15 protein-coding genes and 2 tRNA genes are annotated in these 17,629 nt (G+C 54.2%); 3 read left to right on the top strand and 14 right to left on the bottom strand.

Annotation, left to right across the window (positions count from 1 at the left end):
• Positions 1–135 precede the first annotated feature (135 nt).
• The 3 genes from FOC35_RS11280 (at position 136) to FOC35_RS11270 (ending at position 3,169) form a co-directional block, all read left to right on the top strand.
• On the top strand, positions 136–1,131 hold the full coding sequence (locus tag FOC35_RS11280; protein WP_172568913.1) for a peptidase U32 family protein: 996 nt from the start codon (positions 136–138) through the stop codon (positions 1,129–1,131).
• Positions 1,132–1,139: 8 nt separating this feature from the next.
• Positions 1,140–2,018: a U32 family peptidase gene (locus FOC35_RS11275; protein ID WP_172568912.1), complete on the top strand. Its 879-nt coding sequence runs from the start codon at positions 1,140–1,142 to the stop codon at positions 2,016–2,018.
• Positions 2,019–2,161: 143 nt separating this feature from the next.
• Positions 2,162–3,169: a luciferase-like monooxygenase gene (locus tag FOC35_RS11270; RefSeq protein WP_016538356.1), complete on the top strand. Its 1,008-nt coding sequence runs from the start codon at positions 2,162–2,164 to the stop codon at positions 3,167–3,169.
• A gap of 42 nt (positions 3,170–3,211) precedes the next feature.
• Here FOC35_RS11270 and mtr read toward each other — a convergent pair whose 3' ends face one another.
• The 14 genes from mtr to secG all read right to left on the bottom strand — a co-directional run bounded on the left by mtr (position 3,212) and on the right by secG (position 17,450).
• Positions 3,212–4,456, bottom strand: a complete 1,245-nt coding sequence (gene mtr / locus FOC35_RS11265) for a tryptophan permease (protein WP_172568911.1) — start codon at positions 4,454–4,456, stop codon at positions 3,212–3,214.
• 159 nt (positions 4,457–4,615) lie between these two features.
• Positions 4,616–6,553: a DEAD/DEAH family ATP-dependent RNA helicase gene (locus tag FOC35_RS11260; protein ID WP_039898857.1), complete on the bottom strand. Its 1,938-nt coding sequence runs from the start codon at positions 6,551–6,553 to the stop codon at positions 4,616–4,618.
• A complete protein-coding gene (gene yrbN / locus FOC35_RS11255) occupies positions 6,546–6,623 on the bottom strand; it encodes a protein YrbN (RefSeq protein ID WP_099458804.1) in 78 nt (25 codons plus the stop codon). The genes FOC35_RS11260 and yrbN overlap by 8 nt, the downstream gene beginning before the upstream one ends.
• A 110-nt stretch (positions 6,624–6,733) precedes the next feature.
• Positions 6,734–7,618 (bottom strand): lipoprotein NlpI, encoded by an 885-nt coding sequence (gene nlpI, locus FOC35_RS11250; protein ID WP_008454770.1) that lies wholly within the window; start codon positions 7,616–7,618, stop codon positions 6,734–6,736.
• A 117-nt stretch (positions 7,619–7,735) separates the two neighbouring features.
• Complete coding sequence (pnp, locus tag FOC35_RS11245) at positions 7,736–9,865, bottom strand: polyribonucleotide nucleotidyltransferase (RefSeq protein WP_039898858.1); 2,130 nt, start codon at positions 9,863–9,865, stop codon at positions 7,736–7,738.
• Positions 9,866–10,114: 249 nt separating this feature from the next.
• Positions 10,115–10,384, bottom strand: coding sequence for a 30S ribosomal protein S15 (rpsO, locus tag FOC35_RS11240; protein ID WP_002434239.1), 270 nt, complete (start codon positions 10,382–10,384; stop codon positions 10,115–10,117).
• Positions 10,385–10,537: 153 nt separating this feature from the next.
• Positions 10,538–11,482: a tRNA pseudouridine(55) synthase TruB gene (truB, locus tag FOC35_RS11235; protein WP_172568910.1), complete on the bottom strand. Its 945-nt coding sequence runs from the start codon at positions 11,480–11,482 to the stop codon at positions 10,538–10,540.
• On the bottom strand, positions 11,482–11,883 hold the full coding sequence (gene rbfA, locus FOC35_RS11230; protein WP_016538362.1) for a 30S ribosome-binding factor RbfA: 402 nt from the start codon (positions 11,881–11,883) through the stop codon (positions 11,482–11,484). Before rbfA ends, truB begins: the two co-directional genes overlap by 1 nt.
• Before the next feature lie 65 nt (positions 11,884–11,948).
• Positions 11,949–14,642: a translation initiation factor IF-2 gene (infB, locus tag FOC35_RS11225; protein WP_016538363.1), complete on the bottom strand. Its 2,694-nt coding sequence runs from the start codon at positions 14,640–14,642 to the stop codon at positions 11,949–11,951.
• Positions 14,643–14,666: 24 nt separating this feature from the next.
• Positions 14,667–16,154: a transcription termination factor NusA gene (gene nusA / locus FOC35_RS11220; protein WP_016538364.1), complete on the bottom strand. Its 1,488-nt coding sequence runs from the start codon at positions 16,152–16,154 to the stop codon at positions 14,667–14,669.
• 27 nt (positions 16,155–16,181) lie between these two features.
• Positions 16,182–16,634 carry a ribosome maturation factor RimP gene (rimP, locus tag FOC35_RS11215; protein WP_071704146.1) on the bottom strand — a complete coding sequence of 151 codons (453 nt, stop codon included), beginning with the start codon at positions 16,632–16,634 and terminating at the stop codon, positions 16,182–16,184.
• 211 nt (positions 16,635–16,845) lie between these two features.
• A tRNA-Met gene (locus FOC35_RS11210) sits at positions 16,846–16,922 on the bottom strand.
• 59 nt (positions 16,923–16,981) lie between these two features.
• Positions 16,982–17,068 (bottom strand) — tRNA-Leu (locus FOC35_RS11205).
• A 49-nt stretch (positions 17,069–17,117) separates the two neighbouring features.
• Positions 17,118–17,450 carry a preprotein translocase subunit SecG gene (secG, locus tag FOC35_RS11200; RefSeq protein ID WP_016538366.1) on the bottom strand — a complete coding sequence of 111 codons (333 nt, stop codon included), beginning with the start codon at positions 17,448–17,450 and terminating at the stop codon, positions 17,118–17,120.
• Between the last annotated feature and the right edge of the window lie 179 nt (positions 17,451–17,629).

Genomic DNA, 17,629 nt, shown 5'->3' with positions numbered 1-17,629 from the left:
ACGCCTTTCTCTGCCCCAAATCAAAAATTGTCGCCGACAGGTTAACTAAAATCCCGGTTCGTTAACAATTTTGCTGCCATCCCCGCGCAGCGAGGGCCAGCATACGCTGCGGCCCCCTAAGATTCAGGATAAATTATGGAGTTGCTTTGCCCAGCCGGAAACCTCCCGGCGCTGAAAGCGGCCATTGATAACGGCGCGGATGCGGTCTACATCGGCCTGAAAGATGACACAAATGCACGCCACTTTGCCGGACTTAACTTCACCGAGAAAAAGCTCCAGGAAGCCGTAAGCTATGTGCACCAGCGCCGCCGCAAGCTGCATATTGCTATCAATACTTTTGCGCACCCGGACGGTTATGTGCGCTGGCAGCGTGCGGTCGATATGGCCGCCCAGCTTGGTGCCGATGCATTAATTCTTGCCGACCTGGCGATGCTGGAATATGCCGCTGAACGTTATCCGCATATTGAGCGCCATGTTTCAGTGCAGGCTTCGGCAACCAATGAAGAAGCGATCCGTTTTTATCATCGCAATTTTGATGTCGCCCGCGTGGTGCTCCCGCGCGTGCTTTCCATCCACCAGGTAAAACAGCTCGCCCGCGTGACCCCGGTTCCGCTTGAAGTATTTGCCTTTGGCAGCCTGTGCATTATGGCCGAAGGCCGCTGCTATCTCTCCTCTTACCTGACGGGCGAGTCGCCTAACACCGTGGGCGCGTGCTCGCCCGCCCGGTTCGTGCGCTGGCAGCAAACGCCACAGGGCCTTGAGTCGCGCCTTAACGACGTATTAATTGACCGCTATGAGGAAGGCGAAAACGCCGGTTACCCGACGTTGTGTAAAGGGCGCTATCTGGTTGATGACCAGCGCTACCACGCGCTTGAAGAACCCACCAGCCTGAACACGCTAGAACTGCTGCCGGAGCTGCTGGCCGCGAATATCGCCTCGGTGAAAATTGAAGGTCGCCAGCGCAGCCCGGCCTATGTTACCCAGGTAGCGAAGGTCTGGCGGCAGGCTATCGACCGCTGTATGGCAGACCCGCAAAACTATCGGGCGCAGCCCGCCTGGATGGAAGCACTCGGTTCGATGGCCGAAGGAACACAAACGACTCTCGGTGCCTATCACCGTAAATGGCAGTAGGAAACAGCATGAAATATTCATTAGGGCCGGTGCTTTACTACTGGCCAAAAGAGACGCTGGAAAAGTTTTACCAGGCCGCAGCAAAAAGCAGCGCCGATGTCATTTATCTCGGGGAGGCGGTGTGCAGCAAACGTCGCGCCACCAAAGTCGGCGACTGGCTGGATATGGCAAAAATGCTGGCAAACGAGGGCAAGCAGGTGGTGCTTTCTACCCTCGCGCTGGTGCAGGCTCCTTCAGAGCTGAATGAGCTAAAACGCTATGTGGAAAACGGTGACTTCCTGATTGAGGCTAACGATATCGGCAGCGTGAATATGGCAGCCGAGCGCAAACTGCCGTTCGTTGCCGGGCACGCGCTCAACTGCTATAACGCCGTCACGCTGCGCCTGCTGCACAAGCAAGGAATGATGCGCTGGTGCATGCCGGTGGAGCTTTCCCGCGACTGGCTGGCTAATATGCTGGACCAGTGCGATGAACTGGGCATCCGCAACAAATTTGAAGTCGAGGTGCTCAGCTACGGCCATTTACCGCTGGCCTATTCGGCACGCTGCTTTACAGCTCGCTCCGAAGACCGCGCCAAAGATGAATGCGAAACCTGCTGCATTAAGTACCCGAACGGCCGGGATATGCGTTCTCAGGAGCAGCAGCAGGTCTTTGTGCTCAACGGTATTCAGACCATGAGCGGATATGTCTATAACCTCGGCAATGAGCTGGCTTCGATGCAGGGGCTGGTGGACATTGTGCGCCTCTCCCCAATGGGCATAGGCACGCTGGACGTGCTTGATGCCTTCCGCGCCAACGAAAACGGCAGTGCGCCGCTGCCGCTGGCGGTACGCAGCGACTGTAACGGCTACTGGCGGCGTCTTGCCGGGCTGGAGTTACAGGCATAATAAAAGCTCACTTTGTTAACAATAATCGTCATTTTCTAATGCACTATTAAAGATGCAGCTTTTCTGGCCGGTGCGGGATTCCTGCGCCAGGCTGGAAGAAGACCTTCAATCTGATGACTACGCTGTAACAAAAGTGAGCGGTTATGACTGACAAAAATATTGCTTTCTCGGTGCTGGATCTTGCGCCGATCCCTCAGGGCTCTTCCGCCCGCGAGGCCTTTTCCCACTCTCTGGATCTTGCCCGGCTGGCTGAAAAGCGCGGCTACCATCGCTACTGGCTGGCCGAGCACCACAATATGGTCGGCATCGCCAGCGCAGCAACGTCGGTGTTGATTGGCTACCTGGCGGCAAACACCACCACGCTGCATTTGGGTTCCGGCGGCGTAATGCTGCCCAACCACTCTCCGCTGGTGATTGCCGAGCAGTTCGGGACGCTTAATACGCTGTATCCTGGCCGTATCGATCTCGGGCTTGGCCGCGCGCCGGGCAGCGATCAGCGCACTATGATGGCGCTGCGTCGCCATATGAGCGGCGATGTGGACAACTTCCCCCGCGATGTAGCGGAACTGGTGGACTGGTTTGACGCCCGCGATCCTAATCCGCACGTACGCCCGGTTCCGGGCTATGGCGAGAAAGTGCCGGTGTGGCTACTTGGCTCCAGCCTGTATAGCGCTCAACTGGCGGCGCAACTGGGCCTGCCGTTTGCCTTCGCTTCGCATTTTGCGCCAGATATGCTGTTCCGCGCTCTACAGCTATACCGCGAGAACTTTAAGCCGTCCGAACGCCTGGCAAAACCTTATGCGATGGTGTGTATCAATATCATCGCCGCCGACAGCACCCGTGACGCAGAATTCCTGTTTACCTCGATGCAGCAGGCGTTTACTCGCCTGCGCCGGGGCGAAACCGGGCAACTGCCGCCGCCGGTGGAAAACATGCACCAGCTCTGGTCCGCGTCAGAACAATACGGCGTGCAGCAGGCGCTGAGTATGTCTCTGGTGGGAGATAAGGCAAAAATTCGCCACGGGCTTGAGTCCGTACTGCGTGAAACCGAAGCGGATGAAATTATGGTTAACGGGCAGATCTTCGATCACCAGGCTCGTTTGCATTCATTCGATCTGGCGATGCAGGTAAAAGAGGAATTGTTGGGCTAGTTTGTCATCCGGCCCTCCCGCAACGGGAGGGCCGCTATTCTGCTATTTGTAGACCGGCAGCAGATCGAAGGTCGAAAGAAGATGGATAGCCGCGTTGCCGACGCCGAACACCAGAATCAGCGCAATCATCGGCTTACCGCCCCAGACCCGGAACTTAGGGCTGCCAAAGCGTTTACGGGAAGCTCTGGCCAGCAGCGCCGGAACAATCGCCGCCCAAATCGTTGCCGCCAGCCCGGCATAACCAATCGCATACAGGAAGCCGTTTGGCCACAGCAGGCCCCCCACAATCGGCGGCAGGAAAGTCAGCAGCGCCGTTTTCAGACGACCCAGAGCGGAATCATCAAAGCCAAACAGATCGGCCAGGTAGTCAAACAGGCCCAGAGTCACGCCGAGAAACGAACTTGCTACCGCAAAGTTAGAGAACACCACCAGCAGTAAATCCAGGCTACGGCTGTTCAGCACGCCGCTGAGCGCCTGTACCAGAACATCAATATTCCCGCCTTTTTCCGCAATGCCGATAAACTCCGGACGAGGAATGTTGCCCATCGTCCCCAGCAGCCAGATGGCGTACAGCACCAGCGCGAGCAGCGTGCCGTATACCAGGCAGCGGATGATGGTGCGCGGATCTTTGCCGTAGTATTTCATCAGGCTCGGCACGTTGCCGTGATAGCCAAACGAGGCAAGGCAGAACGGCAGCGTCATCAGCAGATAAGGAGTATAGGAAGCGTTGCTCTCGGCGACGTTAAACAACGTAACCGGGGTAACGTGCCCAAGCAGGCTGCCAAAAGTCAGGAAGAAGGTGATGACCTTGGCGCCCAGCACAATAGCGGTCATCCGGCTTACCGCTTTAGTGCTCAGCCAGACAATAAACGCCACCGCCAGAGCAAACACCAGACCGGCAAGCCGCGCCGGTACGTTCAGAGACATTTCGCTAAAGGTGTGGTGCAAGATAGAGCCGCTGGCCGAGATGTAAGCGTAGGTCAGGATATAGAGGACAAACGCAATCGACAGGCCGTTTACCGCATTCCAGCTTCTGCCAAGCAGGTCTTTGGTGATGGTGTCGAAGCTGGAGCCGATGCGGTAGTTAAGGTTCGCTTCGAGGATCATCAGCCCGGAATGCAGCATGCAGAACCAGGTGAAAACCAGCGCCGCCAGCGACCAGAAGAACCAGGCACCCGACATAACCACGGGTAACGAAAACATCCCTGCGCCGATGATAGTCCCACCGATTATCATCACGCCGCCGATAAGCGAGGGCCTGGTGCCGGTGGTGGTTAAAGTTGTCATATCGGGTTCCCTGAAAAATGAGGTAAAGCGTAATGAAGTTGTCAGACGCGGCTCATTGTACCAGTACATGAGTACAAAAGGGATAAAAAAAAGCCCCGGTCGCAATAACCAGGGCTTTTTCACTGCCGCTCAGAAACAGAGCGGCAGATTATAGGTCAATTATGCATCACCGAAGCGACGACGTGCGGTTGCCGCACCGTCTTCACGACGTGGACCGCGACCGCCTTCACGACGTTCGCCGCTGAAGCTACGACCCGCGCCAGCACCGGCACCAGCGCCATCGCGACGTGGACCACGGCCACCTTCACGACGCTCACCGCCGAAGCTACGGCCGCCTTCACGAGCAGGACCGCCACGGCGTTCACCGCTGCGCTCAGGACGTGGCTGCGCGTCGCCCAGCAGCTGCATATTCATCGGTTTGTTGAGAATACGAGTGCGGGTAAAGTGCTGCAGAACTTCACCCGGCATGCCTTTCGGCAGCTCGATGGTGGAGTGGGTGCCAAACAGCTTGATGTTACCGATGTAGCGGCTGCTGATGTCGCCTTCGTTAGCGATAGCGCCAACGATGTGACGAACTTCAACGCCGTCATCACGGCCAACTTCGATGCGGTACAGTTCCATATCGCCAGCTTCACGACGTTCACGACGCGGACGGTCTTCACCACCACGCTCCGGACGATCGCCGCGCGGGCCGCGATCGTTACGGTCGCCGCGACGTTCGAAACGATCGTCACGTTCTTTGAACTCGCGACGTGGGCGCATCGGTGCATCCGGTGGCAGGATAAGCGGACGCTCACCCTGAGCCATTTTCAGCAGAGCTGCGGCCAGCGTTTCGATGTCCAGTTCTTCTTCAGAAGAAGGCTGAATTTTTGCCAGCAGCGCGCGGTACTGATCCAGATCGCTGCTTTCCAGCTGCTGCTGAACTTTAGCGGCGAATTTAGCCAGGCGACGTTCGCTCAGCAGTTCTGCGTTTGGCAGTTCTACTTCAGGAATAGTCAGCTTCATGGTGCGCTCGATGTTGCGCAGCAGGCGGCGTTCACGGTTCTCAACGAACAGCAGCGCACGACCAGCACGACCAGCACGACCGGTACGACCGATACGGTGAACGTAAGACTCGGAGTCCATCGGGATGTCGTAGTTAACAACCAGGCTGATACGCTCAACGTCCAGGCCACGAGCCGCAACGTCGGTTGCGATCAGGATGTCCAGACGACCATCTTTCAGGCGCTCCAGAGTCTGCTCACGCAGGGCCTGGTTCATGTCGCCGTTCAGCGCGGCGCTGTTGTAACCGCTACGCTCCAGCGCTTCGGCCACTTCCAGAGTCGCGTTTTTGGTACGCACGAAGATAATCGCCGCATCAAAGTCTTCCGCTTCCAGGAAACGAACCAGCGCTTCATTTTTACGCATGCCGTAAACAGACCAGAAGCTCTGGCTGATGTCCGGACGAGTGGTTACGCTTGACTGAATGCGCACTTCCTGAGGATCTTTCATGAAGCGACGGGTAATGCGACGGATAGCTTCCGGCATGGTTGCTGAGAACAGCGCGGTCTGATGTTCAGCCGGGATCTGCGCCATGATGGTTTCAACGTCTTCGATGAAGCCCATACGCAGCATTTCATCCGCTTCGTCCAGTACCAGACCTTTCAGGCCGGACAGGTTCAGGGTGCCGCGTTTCAGGTGGTCCAGCAGACGACCCGGAGTACCGACAACAATCTGTGGCCCCTGACGCAGAGCGCGCAGCTGCACGTCATAACGCTGGCCGCCGTACAGGGCCACGACGTTAACGCCATGCATATGTTTAGAGAAATCCGTCATGGCTTCTGCAACCTGAACCGCCAGTTCGCGGGTCGGCGCCAGCACCAGGATTTGCGGTGCTTTAAGCTCAGGATCGAGGTTGTTCAGCAGCGGTAAAGAGAACGCTGCGGTTTTACCGCTACCGGTCTGAGCCATGCCCAGAACGTCGCGGCCATTCAGCAGGTGTGGAATACACTCTGCCTGAATGGGTGATGGCTTTTCGTAGCCCAGATCGTTCAGGGCCTGAATGATGGAGGCGTGCAGCCCCAGATCAGAAAAAGTGGTTTCGATGATATCAGTCATGTAGTACATGTGCCTCATTGATGGCGGCCAGTCTACGTAACTCATCGTGAAATTGATCTGCAATTTTCATTGAAAAGTGTGAACCGGCTCAAATTTGATTGATTAACGAACAAAAACGCCCTCACCCGTTAAGGTGATGACTTTAGTTAAAAAGTTTATGGGACGATCGTTGTTCGTCAGCTATTGCTGGTCCGATTCTGCCAGGTCGTCTTGCTCCTGGCCCAAGAGCGCTAATTCCAACAATGCATAACGATGCTCAACGTAGTTGTGTACGTTGTTAGCAACCGCTAACTTGAACAGTGCCTTGGCGCTGTCCTTATCCCCCAGACTTAGGTAGTACTTACCTAAATAGAAGTTGGTTTCACTGAGATGCTCAGCGAGCGAGGTGTTATCCGTTGCGTCCGCCTTGAGGCGTTCCATTAGCTCTTTTTCGCTAATGTTGCCCAGGTAGAACTCGACAATGTTCCATCCCCATTGCTCTCTATCCGATTTCTCGAGACGCTGTTGTAGCGCCACTTTGGCCTGCTTTTCGTCCAGATTGCGTTCAGCAATATAGAGCCACAGGCTACGGAAAGGATCGTTGGGATCGTCTTGATAAAACGCCAGCAGATCATCTTGCGCTAAACGATAACGACCACCGTAATAGAGGGCGATACCGCGATTTAAATGCGCGTAGTTGTAAGTTGGATCAAGCTCAAGTACAGAATCAAACGCTTCATAGGCAGCATCAAAATTGCCTGCCTGCGTTAAATAAATGCCTAAGTAATTGAATACTTCAGGCATATCGGGACGGATGGCCAGCGCTTGTGAAAAATCATTCCGCGCCAAAGCCCTCAGACCGAGACTATCATACAACACTCCGCGCTCATATAAAAGCTGTGCGCGTTCGTCATCGGTTAAAGCCCGACTGGCAAGTATTTGTTCCATGCGTGCCAGAATCACTTCTTGCTGCAACGTAGGCTGCAGTGGCACCGCTAATACTTCGTTCTTACGCCAGGCAGAGTTGCTGCATCCGGCCAGCGTGATAGCTGTCGCAACGAAACACCAGCGCAAAAAAGGCTTCATTTCCTACTCCCGAAGACAACAAATGGATGAACGTCCTGTCCCCCGGCTGCAAACGAGACATCCGGTCCCGTAACAAACAGCTCTCCATGTCTCCATGGAGAGCTAAATTGGCAAACCTTACTCAGCTTCTGGAGCAGCCGGTGCTGCGCCTTCCGCCGGAGACTGCTCGGTTGCTTCTTTGATGCTTAAACGAACGCGGCCCTGACGGTCAACTTCCAGTACTTTCACCGGAACTTCCTGACCCATCTGCAGGTAGTCAGTCACTTTCTCAACGCGCTTGTCAGCGATTTGAGAGATGTGAACCAGACCTTCTTTACCGCCGCCGATAGCAACGAACGCGCCGAAGTCAACGATACGGGTTACTTTACCGTTGTAGATGCGGCCCACTTCGATTTCAGCAGTGATCTCTTCGATACGACGAATAGCGTGTTTCGCTTTGTCGCCGTCGGTAGCAGCGATTTTCACCGTGCCGTCGTCTTCGATTTCGATGGTAGTGCCGGTCTCTTCGGTCAGCGCACGAATCACAGAACCACCCTTACCGATCACGTCTTTGATCTTGTCCGGGTTGATTTTGATGGTGTGAATACGCGGTGCGAATTCAGAGATATCGCCACGCGGTGCGTTGATAGCCTGTTCCATTACGCCCAGGATATGCAGACGCGCACCCTTAGCCTGGTTCAGAGCAACCTGCATGATTTCGCGGGTGATGCCTTCAATTTTGATATCCATCTGCAGCGCAGAGATACCTTCGCGGCTACCGGCAACTTTGAAGTCCATGTCGCCCAGGTGATCTTCGTCACCCAGAATGTCGGACAGAACAACGAAGTTATCGCCTTCTTTCACCAGACCCATCGCGATGCCCGCAACGGCCGCTTTAATCGGCACGCCTGCGTCCATCAGTGCCAGAGAAGCACCACACACGGAAGCCATAGAAGAAGAACCGTTAGATTCGGTGATTTCAGAAACCACACGCACGGTATACGGGAAGTTGTCAGCTTCTGGCATAACAGCCAGCACGCCGCGCTTCGCCAGACGGCCGTGACCAATTTCACGACGCTTCGGAGAACCTACCATACCGGTCTCACCAACGGAGTACGGAGGGAAGTTGTAGTGGAACAGGAAGCTGTCGGTACGCTCGCCCATCAGCTCGTCCAGGTTCTGCGCGTCACGGGCAGTACCCAGAGTCGCGGTGACCAGCGCCTGAGTTTCACCGCGGGTGAACAGAGCGGAACCGTGGGTACGCGGCAGTACGCCGGTACGAACGTCCAGACCACGAATCATGTCTTTTTCACGGCCATCAATACGCAGCTCGCCAGCCAGAATACGGCTACGAACAACGTTTTTCTCGATAGCGTGCAGAATGTCAGACAGCTCGCCTGCGTCCAGAGACTCGTCTTCTGCGGTCAGGGTTGCGATAACGTCAGCTTTGATGACGTCAACCTGAGCATAACGCTCTTGTTTCTCAGTGATGCGGTAAGCATCGCTCAGACGGGATTCAGCCAGAGCGGCAACGCGCGCGTTCAGCGCTTCGTTAACGGCTTCAGGCTGCCAATCCCAACGTGGTTTGCCCGCTTCAGCAACCAGAGAGTTGATGTTCTCGATAACAATCTGCTGCTGCTCGTGGCCAAAGACCACCGCGCCCAGCATCTGGTCTTCGCTCAGCAGTTCTGCTTCGGACTCAACCATCAGCACAGCACCTTCGGTACCGGCAACAACCAGATCCAGCTTGCTGGTTTTCAGCTCGTCAGCGGTTGGGTTCAGCACGTATTGGTCATTGATGTAACCAACACGAGCGGCACCGATTGGGCCGTTGAAAGGAATACCGGACAGGCTCAGCGCAGCGGATGCGCCAATCATTGCAACGATATCAGGGTGAACCTGTGGGTTAACGGAAACAACGGTCGCGATAACCTGAACTTCGTTCACGAAGCCTTCCGGGAACAGAGGGCGAACCGGGCGGTCAATCAGACGCGCGATCAGGGTTTCGCCTTCGCTTGGACGGCCTTCACGACGGAAGAAGCTACCCGGGATACGGCCAGCAGCGTAGGTACGCTCCTGATAGTTTACGGTCAGCGGGAAGAAGTCCTGACCTGCTTTCGCTTTTTTCTGGCCAACAACGGTAACGAATACCGCGGTGTCATCCATGCTTACCATCACAGCAGCGGTAGCCTGGCGAGCCATCATGCCGGTCTCAAGAGTGACCGTATGTTGACCATACTGGAATTTACGAACGATCGGATTTAGCAAGATAAGATCCTTTAAAATGACGGGCAGCACGTGGCTTCACGCGCCGCCGTTGATACCCGATCTTCATCACATCCTCGCGACTAATGACAACCCTAACCCACTCTCCTGCGGGTAAAGCCTCTCATTAGCCGCGCGAACCTCTGCAATAAAGATCACACTCAGCAACAATACATTAGTTTCCATAGAATTGCTGCCGTCTGGTTGAAAAAAGGGGCCCTTACAGGCCCCTTTTTCTGAAACTCGCAAGAATTAGCGACGCAGACCCAGACGCTCGATCAGGCTGGTGTAACGTGCTACATCTTTACGTTTCAGGTAGTCGAGCAGTTTACGACGCTGAGAAACCATACGCAGCAGACCACGACGGCTGTGGTGATCTTTTTTGTGCTCTGCAAAGTGACCCTGCAGGTGGTTGATCTGAGCAGTCAGCAGTGCAACCTGAACTTCGGTAGAACCGCTGTCGTTAGTACCACGACCAAACTCGGAAACGATTTTAGCTTTAGCTTCAACGCTTAGAGACATTTTCAACTCCAAAATTATAGATAAATAAACAGGGTGCCGATCTCTAATTCAGCAACCCCAGTGCATAGCCAGACGAGGTTAAAAACCTTATCCGGATATTAAGCCGCGCTATTTTACCTGTAGCGCTCTTTTACCGCAAGGTAGCGGCAAAAGTCAGACTGGATATTCGACCACTAAACGACGCGGCGCAACGCGGCCATCATCGTCAATTTCGGCCATACCGATAAACTTGTGTTCTTCGCCTTCGGTTACCCGCACCAGCCCTTCGGCAGGCACGCCGTTAACCCGCACCGGCTGGCCGTTCTTAAAGTAGACGGCAACTTCGGACAGCAGGTTAACGACCGGAAAATCTGAGGCAGGGCTGTCCATTGGCATCAGCAGCGGGTCAAGCAGCTCTGAAGGCGCAATCTCCTGCCGGTGGGCCTGCTCAATCAGCTCATTGAGCTGCTCCAGCGTCACCATGCGCTCAACCGGGTACTTACTCACCGCCAGGCGACGCAGGAAAGTAACATGCGCCCCACAGCCCAGCTTTTCCCCGAGATCGTCAATGATGGTACGGATGTAAGTGCCTTTGGAGCAGTGAACTTCAAGCTCCAGCTCATTGCCTTCATGGCGAATAAACAGCAGCTCATAGACCACGATAGCGCGCGACTCACGAGGGACTTCAATGCCCTGGCGAGCGTATTCGTAAAGCGGCTTGCCCTGGTATTTCAGCGCGGAATACATCGACGGGATCTGCTGAGTTTCACCGCGGAAACTTTCCAGCGCATCCGCCAGAGCCTGCTCGCTAAAGGTTACCGGACGTTCTTCAACTACCGTGCCATCGGCATCGGACGTATCGGTACGCTGCCCGAGACGTGCAATCACCCGATAGCGTTTATCGGAGTCCAGCAGGTACTGAGAGAACTTTGTCGCCTCTCCCAGACAGATAGGCAACATGCCGGTAGCCAGCGGATCCAGCGCGCCGGTATGACCCGCGCGGTTAGCGTTATAGAGGCGCTTTACTTTTTGCAGCGCATCGTTAGAGGAAAGACCCTGAGGCTTATCCAGCAACAGCACGCCGTGTATATCACGACCGCGACGACGAGGACGACTCATCAATCCTCCTTGCTGTCGTCCGTATTCACGCGACGCTCGTCATCGTGACGGATGACATTGGAGACCAGGTTGGACATACGCATCCCTTCAACCAGCGAGTTATCGTAGAAGAAGGTCAGTTCAGGCACGATGCGCAGACGCATAGCTTTGCCAACCAGAGTGCGGATGTAGCCGGAAGCGTCCTGAAGAACTTTGATGCCTTCTTTGATGGCTTCTTCGTCTTTATCGTTCAGGAAAGTCACGAACACTTTGGCATAGGCCAAGTCACGGGAGACTTCAACACCGGAAACGGTGGTCATCATGCCCAGACGCGGATCTTTGATTTCACGCTGCAGGATAATGGCAATTTCTTTTTGCAGTTCCTGAGAAACGCGCTGTGGGCGACCAAATTCTTTCGCCATAATAATTTCTCCAGACAAAACGGGGGGCACTTGGCCCCCCTGAAATAGTAGATGCGGTACGGCTATCAGGAGATGGTACGCTTGATCTCGATAATTTCGAAGACTTCGATCATATCGCCCACGCGCACGTCGTTGTAGTTCTTAACGCCGATACCACATTCCATGCCGTTACGGACTTCGCTGGCGTCATCTTTGAAGCGGCGCAGGGATTCCAGCTCGCCTTCATAGATAACCACGTTGTCACGCAGTACGCGGATTGGGTTATGACGTTTAACCACACCTTCGGTAACCATACAGCCAGCGATCGCGCCAAATTTAGGTGATTTAAACACATCACGTACTTCGGCCAGACCGAGGATCTGCTGTTTCAGTTCTGGTGACAGCATGCCGCTCATCGCAGCTTTAACTTCGTCAATCAGGTTATAGATGACGGAGTAGTAACGCAGATCCAGGCTTTCAGCTTCGATTACGCGACGAGCAGAAGCGTCGGCACGTACGTTGAAGCCAACCAGAATTGCGTTGGATGCCGCTGCCAGAGTCGCGTCGGTTTCAGTGATCCCGCCCACGCCAGAACCGATGATTTTAACTTTAACTTCATCAGTAGACAGTTTCAGCAGGGAGTCGCTGATAGCTTCCACAGAACCCTGAACGTCTGCTTTCAGCACGATGTTCACTTCGGACACTTCGCCTTCGGTCATGTTGGCGAACATGTTTTCCAGTTTGGATTTCTGCTGGCGAGCCAGTTTAACTTCGCGGAATTTACCCTGACGGTACAGAGCAACTTCACGGGCTTTCTTCTCGTCACGAACAACGGTAACTTCGTCACCCGCAGCCGGAACGCCGGACAGACCGAGGATCTCGACCGGAATAGATGGGCCCGCTTCGGTCACTTCACGACCCAGTTCGTCACGCATCGCACGCACGCGGCCGTATTCGAAGCCACACAGTACGATATCGCCTTTGTTCAGCGTACCTTCACGTACCAGAACGGTAGCAACCGGACCACGACCTTTATCCAGGAAGGATTCGATAACTACGCCGCTTGCCATACCTTTACGCACGGCTTTCAGTTCCAGAACTTCGGCCTGCAGCAGGATTGCGTCCAGCAGCTCGTCGATACCGGTACCGGCTTTTGCAGATACGTGGATGAACTGGCTCTCGCCGCCCCACTCTTCCGGCATGATGCCGTGCTGGGACAGTTCTTGCTTAACGCGGTCTGGATCGGCTTCTGGCTTATCGATTTTGTTAACCGCAACAACAACCGGCACCTGCGCCGCTTTTGCGTGCTGGATAGCTTCGATAGTCTGCGGCATCACGCCATCGTCGGCAGCAACAACCAGAACAACGATATCCGTTGCCTGAGCACCACGAGCACGCATAGAGGTAAACGCTGCGTGTCCCGGGGTATCCAGGAAGGTAACCATGCCGTTGTCGGTTTCTACGTGGTAAGCACCGATATGCTGGGTAATACCACCCGCTTCGCCGGAGGCCACTTTAGTAGAACGAATATAGTCGAGCAGAGACGTTTTACCGTGGTCAACGTGACCCATGATGGTCACAACCGGGGCGCGAGTTTCGGTCGCTGCACCGGTATCACGGTCGCTCATTACCGCTTCTTCCAGCTCGTTTTCACGACGCAGGATAACTTTGTGACCCATCTCTTCAGCAACCAGCTGAGCTGTTTCCTGATCGATAACCTGGTTGATGGTCGCCATTGCGCCCAGTTTCATCATCGCTTTGATGACCTGAGAGCCTTTAACAGCCATTTTGTTAGCCAGTTCGGCTACGGTTACGGTTTCGCCGATTACGACGTCACGGTTAACCGCCTGAACAGGCTTGGTGAAGCCCTGTTGCAGAGAGCTTGGCTTACGCTTGCCTTTGCCACCGCGAACGGCTGCACGAGCCTCTTCACGATCGGCTTTAGACTCGCCGTGCTTACCGCCGGCTTTTTTCTGACGAGGTGCTTTTGCAGCAGTACGACCACGGCCGCGGCCGCCTTCTACTTCACGGTCGTTTTCGTCTTCAGCCTGGCGAGCGTGCTGAGAAGTGGTTACGTGGTAATCGGACTTATCGTCTTCCACTTTCTCTTTTTCCTGCTCTTCCCAAACACCAGCGTTGGCTTCAGCCATTTTACGGGCCTCTTCTGCCACACGACGGGCGTCTTCTTCAAGTTTGCGACGGGCTTCTTCTTCAGCTTTACGCTTCAGTTCGGCAGCTTCCGCTTCACGGCGAGCTTTCTCGGCATGGGCGGCTTTCGTCATTTCGTCAGTTGGTTGATTGCTCACTTTGTCTTTTTCCGCAGCTTCACGTTTCGCTTTATCAGCGGCTTCGCGCTTAGCTTGTTCTTCAGCATCACGCTTAGCTTTTTCTTGTGCCTCACGTTTGGCAGCTTCCTCTGCCTCACGACGGGCTTGCTCTTCCGCTTCACGCTGCGCCTGTTCTTCCACTGCAAGGCGCTCGGCCTCTTGCGGATCACGTTTTACAAAGGTGCGCTTCTTGCGGACTTCGATTTGTACCGATTTACTTTTCCCACCGGTACCTGGAATGTTTAAAGTACTGCGCGTTTTGCGCTGTAAAGTCAACTTGTCTGGGCCTGAGCCATGTTCACGGTTCAGGTGGGCCAGCAGAGTTTGCTTCTCTTGCGCCGAAACAGAGTCATCAGCAGACTTCGGGATCCCTGCATCAGCAAATTGCTGTACCAGGCGGTCCACGGAGGTCTGAATCTCTGCGGCCAGCGCTTTTACGGTTACATCTGTCATGCTGTTCCTTCCTGCTACAGTTTATTACGCTTCGCCGCCAAACCAGCAAATATTGCGCGCTGCCATAATCAGTTCGCCGGCTTTCTCGTCCGTTAAGCCTTCGATATCTGACAGGTCGTCAACACCTTGCTCAGCAAGGTCTTCCAGCGAGCTAACACCACGCGCGGCCAGTTTAAAGGCCATCTGGCGATCCAGACCTTCGAGACTCAGCAGATCCTCGGTAGGTTTCTTATCGCCGAGGCTCTCTTCCTGGGCCAGAGCCAGTGTGGTGAGCGCGTTTTTAGCGCGATCGCGTAATGCTTCCACGGTGTCTTCATCAAGGCCGTCGACTTCCAGCAGCTCTTTCATTGGCACATAGGCCAGTTCTTCGAGCGTGGAGAAGCCTTCTTCGACCAACACGGTGGCGAAATCCTCGTCAATATCGAGGTACTTGGTAAAGGTATCAATAGCCGCGTGCGCTTCAGCCTGATGTTTAGCCTGCAGGTCGTCAACGGTCATAACGTTGAGCTCCCAGCCGCTCAGCTGTGATGCCAGGCGAACGTTCTGACCGTTACGGCCGATGGCCTGCGCCAGATTGCCTGCCTCTACCGCGATATCCATCGTATGTTTGTCTTCATCGACAACGATGGATGCTACGTCGGCTGGTGCCATTGCGTTGATAACAAACTGCGCCGGATTATCGTCCCACAGCACGATATCAATACGCTCACCGCCTAACTCAGTAGAAACCGCCTGAACACGCGCACCACGCATACCTACGCAGGCGCCGACCGGATCAATGCGCTTGTCGTTGGTTTTAACGGCGATTTTGGCTCGGGAGCCAGGATCGCGTGCAGCGGCTTTAATTTCGATAACTTCTTCGCCGATTTCCGGCACTTCGATGCGGAACAGTTCGATCAGCATTTCCGGTTTGGAACGGCTAACAAACAGCTGCGCGCCGCGAGCTTCAGGACGCACGGCATAAAGAACGCCACGAATACGGTCGCCCGGACGGAAGTTCTCACGCGGAAGCATGTCTTCGCGCAGGATTACGGCTTCAGCATTGCTGCCGAGGTCGAGAGAGATATTGTCGCGGTTAACTTTCTTCACTACGCCGGTGATTATCTCACCTTCGTGCTCACGGAACTGATCGACAACCATCGCGCGCTCGGCTTCGCGCACTTTCTGCACGATAACCTGCTTAGCGGTCTGGGTAGTGATACGGTCAAAGGTGACAGATTCAATCTGATCTTCAACGTATTCACCGACGGTAAATGCCGGATCTTCGAACTGGGCAGCTTCAAGCGTAATTTCACGCGTAGGCTGGGTCACTTCTTCGACAATAACCCAGCGGCGGAAAGTATCGAAATCACCGCTTTTACGGTCGATTTCTACGCGGACGTCAATCTCTTGCTCGTATTTTTTCTTAGTCGCCGTTGCCAGTGCACTTTCCAGCGCCTCGAAAATTTTCTCGCGCGGCAGCGATTTTTCGTTGGAAACTGCTTCGACAACAGCCAAAATTTCTTTGTTCATCCTGGGTTTTCACCTCAATCCAAACTATTAAAAGTGGGGTACCAGGTTCGCTTTCTGGATGTTGCTCAGCGCGAACACTTCGTCTTTTCCTTCGACCGTAACTGTGATCATCTCACCGTCTACAGCTTTAATAATACCCTGCCATTTGCGACGGTTTTGCACAGCCATACGCAATACAATGCTCACTTCTTCGCCGTTAAAGCGAACATAGTGTTCTGCGGTGAACATTGGGCGATCGAGGCCAGGTGAGGACACTTCCAGGTTATACGCCACGGTGATAGGGTCTTCGACATCCAGGACGGCACTTACCTGGTGACTGACATCAGCACAATCATCAACATTAATGCCATCTTCACTATCAATATAGATGCGCAGCGTAGATTGGCGACCCCGAATGAATTCGATGCCGACAAGTTCATAGCCCAGTGCTTCGACCGGTGCTGAAATCATCTCTGTTAATTTTTGCTCTAATGTGGACAAGCCCACCCCCAAGACATAAAAAAAGGGCATATAGCCCAGTTATTCTGAAGTCAGATAACAAAAAACCCCGATAAATCGGGGCTTTATATAACTGAACCCTGTATGCCGCAACTGCGGCCCGGACACCGTCCAGGAGAATTTTTTTCTAAATTCTTCGCGAAGGCACCGACTGGTGTTCACAGTATATTTGAAAAACAACTCTCAGGGAAAGTGGTTGCGGGGGCCGGATTTGAACCGACGACCTTCGGGTTATGAGCCCGACGAGCTACCAGGCTGCTCCACCCCGCGTCCGAAAACGTGGCAAATATTACGCCAGTATTGCATTAAATGCAAGAATTGCTGGGATTTGGTACCGAGGACGGGACTTGAACCCGTAAGCCCAATCGGGCACTACCACCTCAAGGTAGCGTGTCTACCAATTCCACCACCTCGGCACTCTTAAAACACGGCAACTTGCATATTACCGTATTGAAGCTGACAAACTTACTGCGGGATATCGCTGCTCGGCTTGGTAGGTGCCGCTGGCGCAGTCTGCTCGGATTTAACCGGCTGACTTAAATTTTCCCACTCACTTCCTTTACTGGTTTTATTGGTGCTGAGGTTACCCAGAACCAGGCTCAGGATAAAGAACAACGTCGCCAGCACACCGGTCATACGGGTCATGAAGTTACCAGAACCACTTGAACCGAATAACGTAGCGGAAGCGCCTGCTCCGAAGGAGGCTCCCATATCAGCGCCTTTACCTTGTTGCAGCATGATGAGACCTACAAGGCCTAAGGCTACAATAAGGAAAACAACTAAAAGAGCTTCGTACATAATCAACCTGTTCCTTGCGGGGTTACCGCACGCCAATTGCTTCAAACCAGTTAAGCGGGCACGTTTGTCATTACCCACTGAAGCGGGTGAGAATACTAACCAAAGCCAGACTGGTGCGCAAGGGCAATTTATTAACATTGCACTGACTGCGGAAAAAAACAGCAAACAATCAGTATCTA

It is taken from the genome of Cedecea sp. FDAARGOS_727, assembly GCF_012273235.1.
In the GTDB taxonomy this organism is placed as follows: Bacteria; Pseudomonadota; Gammaproteobacteria; order Enterobacterales; family Enterobacteriaceae; genus Cedecea; species Cedecea davisae.
This window is presented reverse-complemented; position numbering and strand designations above follow the sequence as displayed.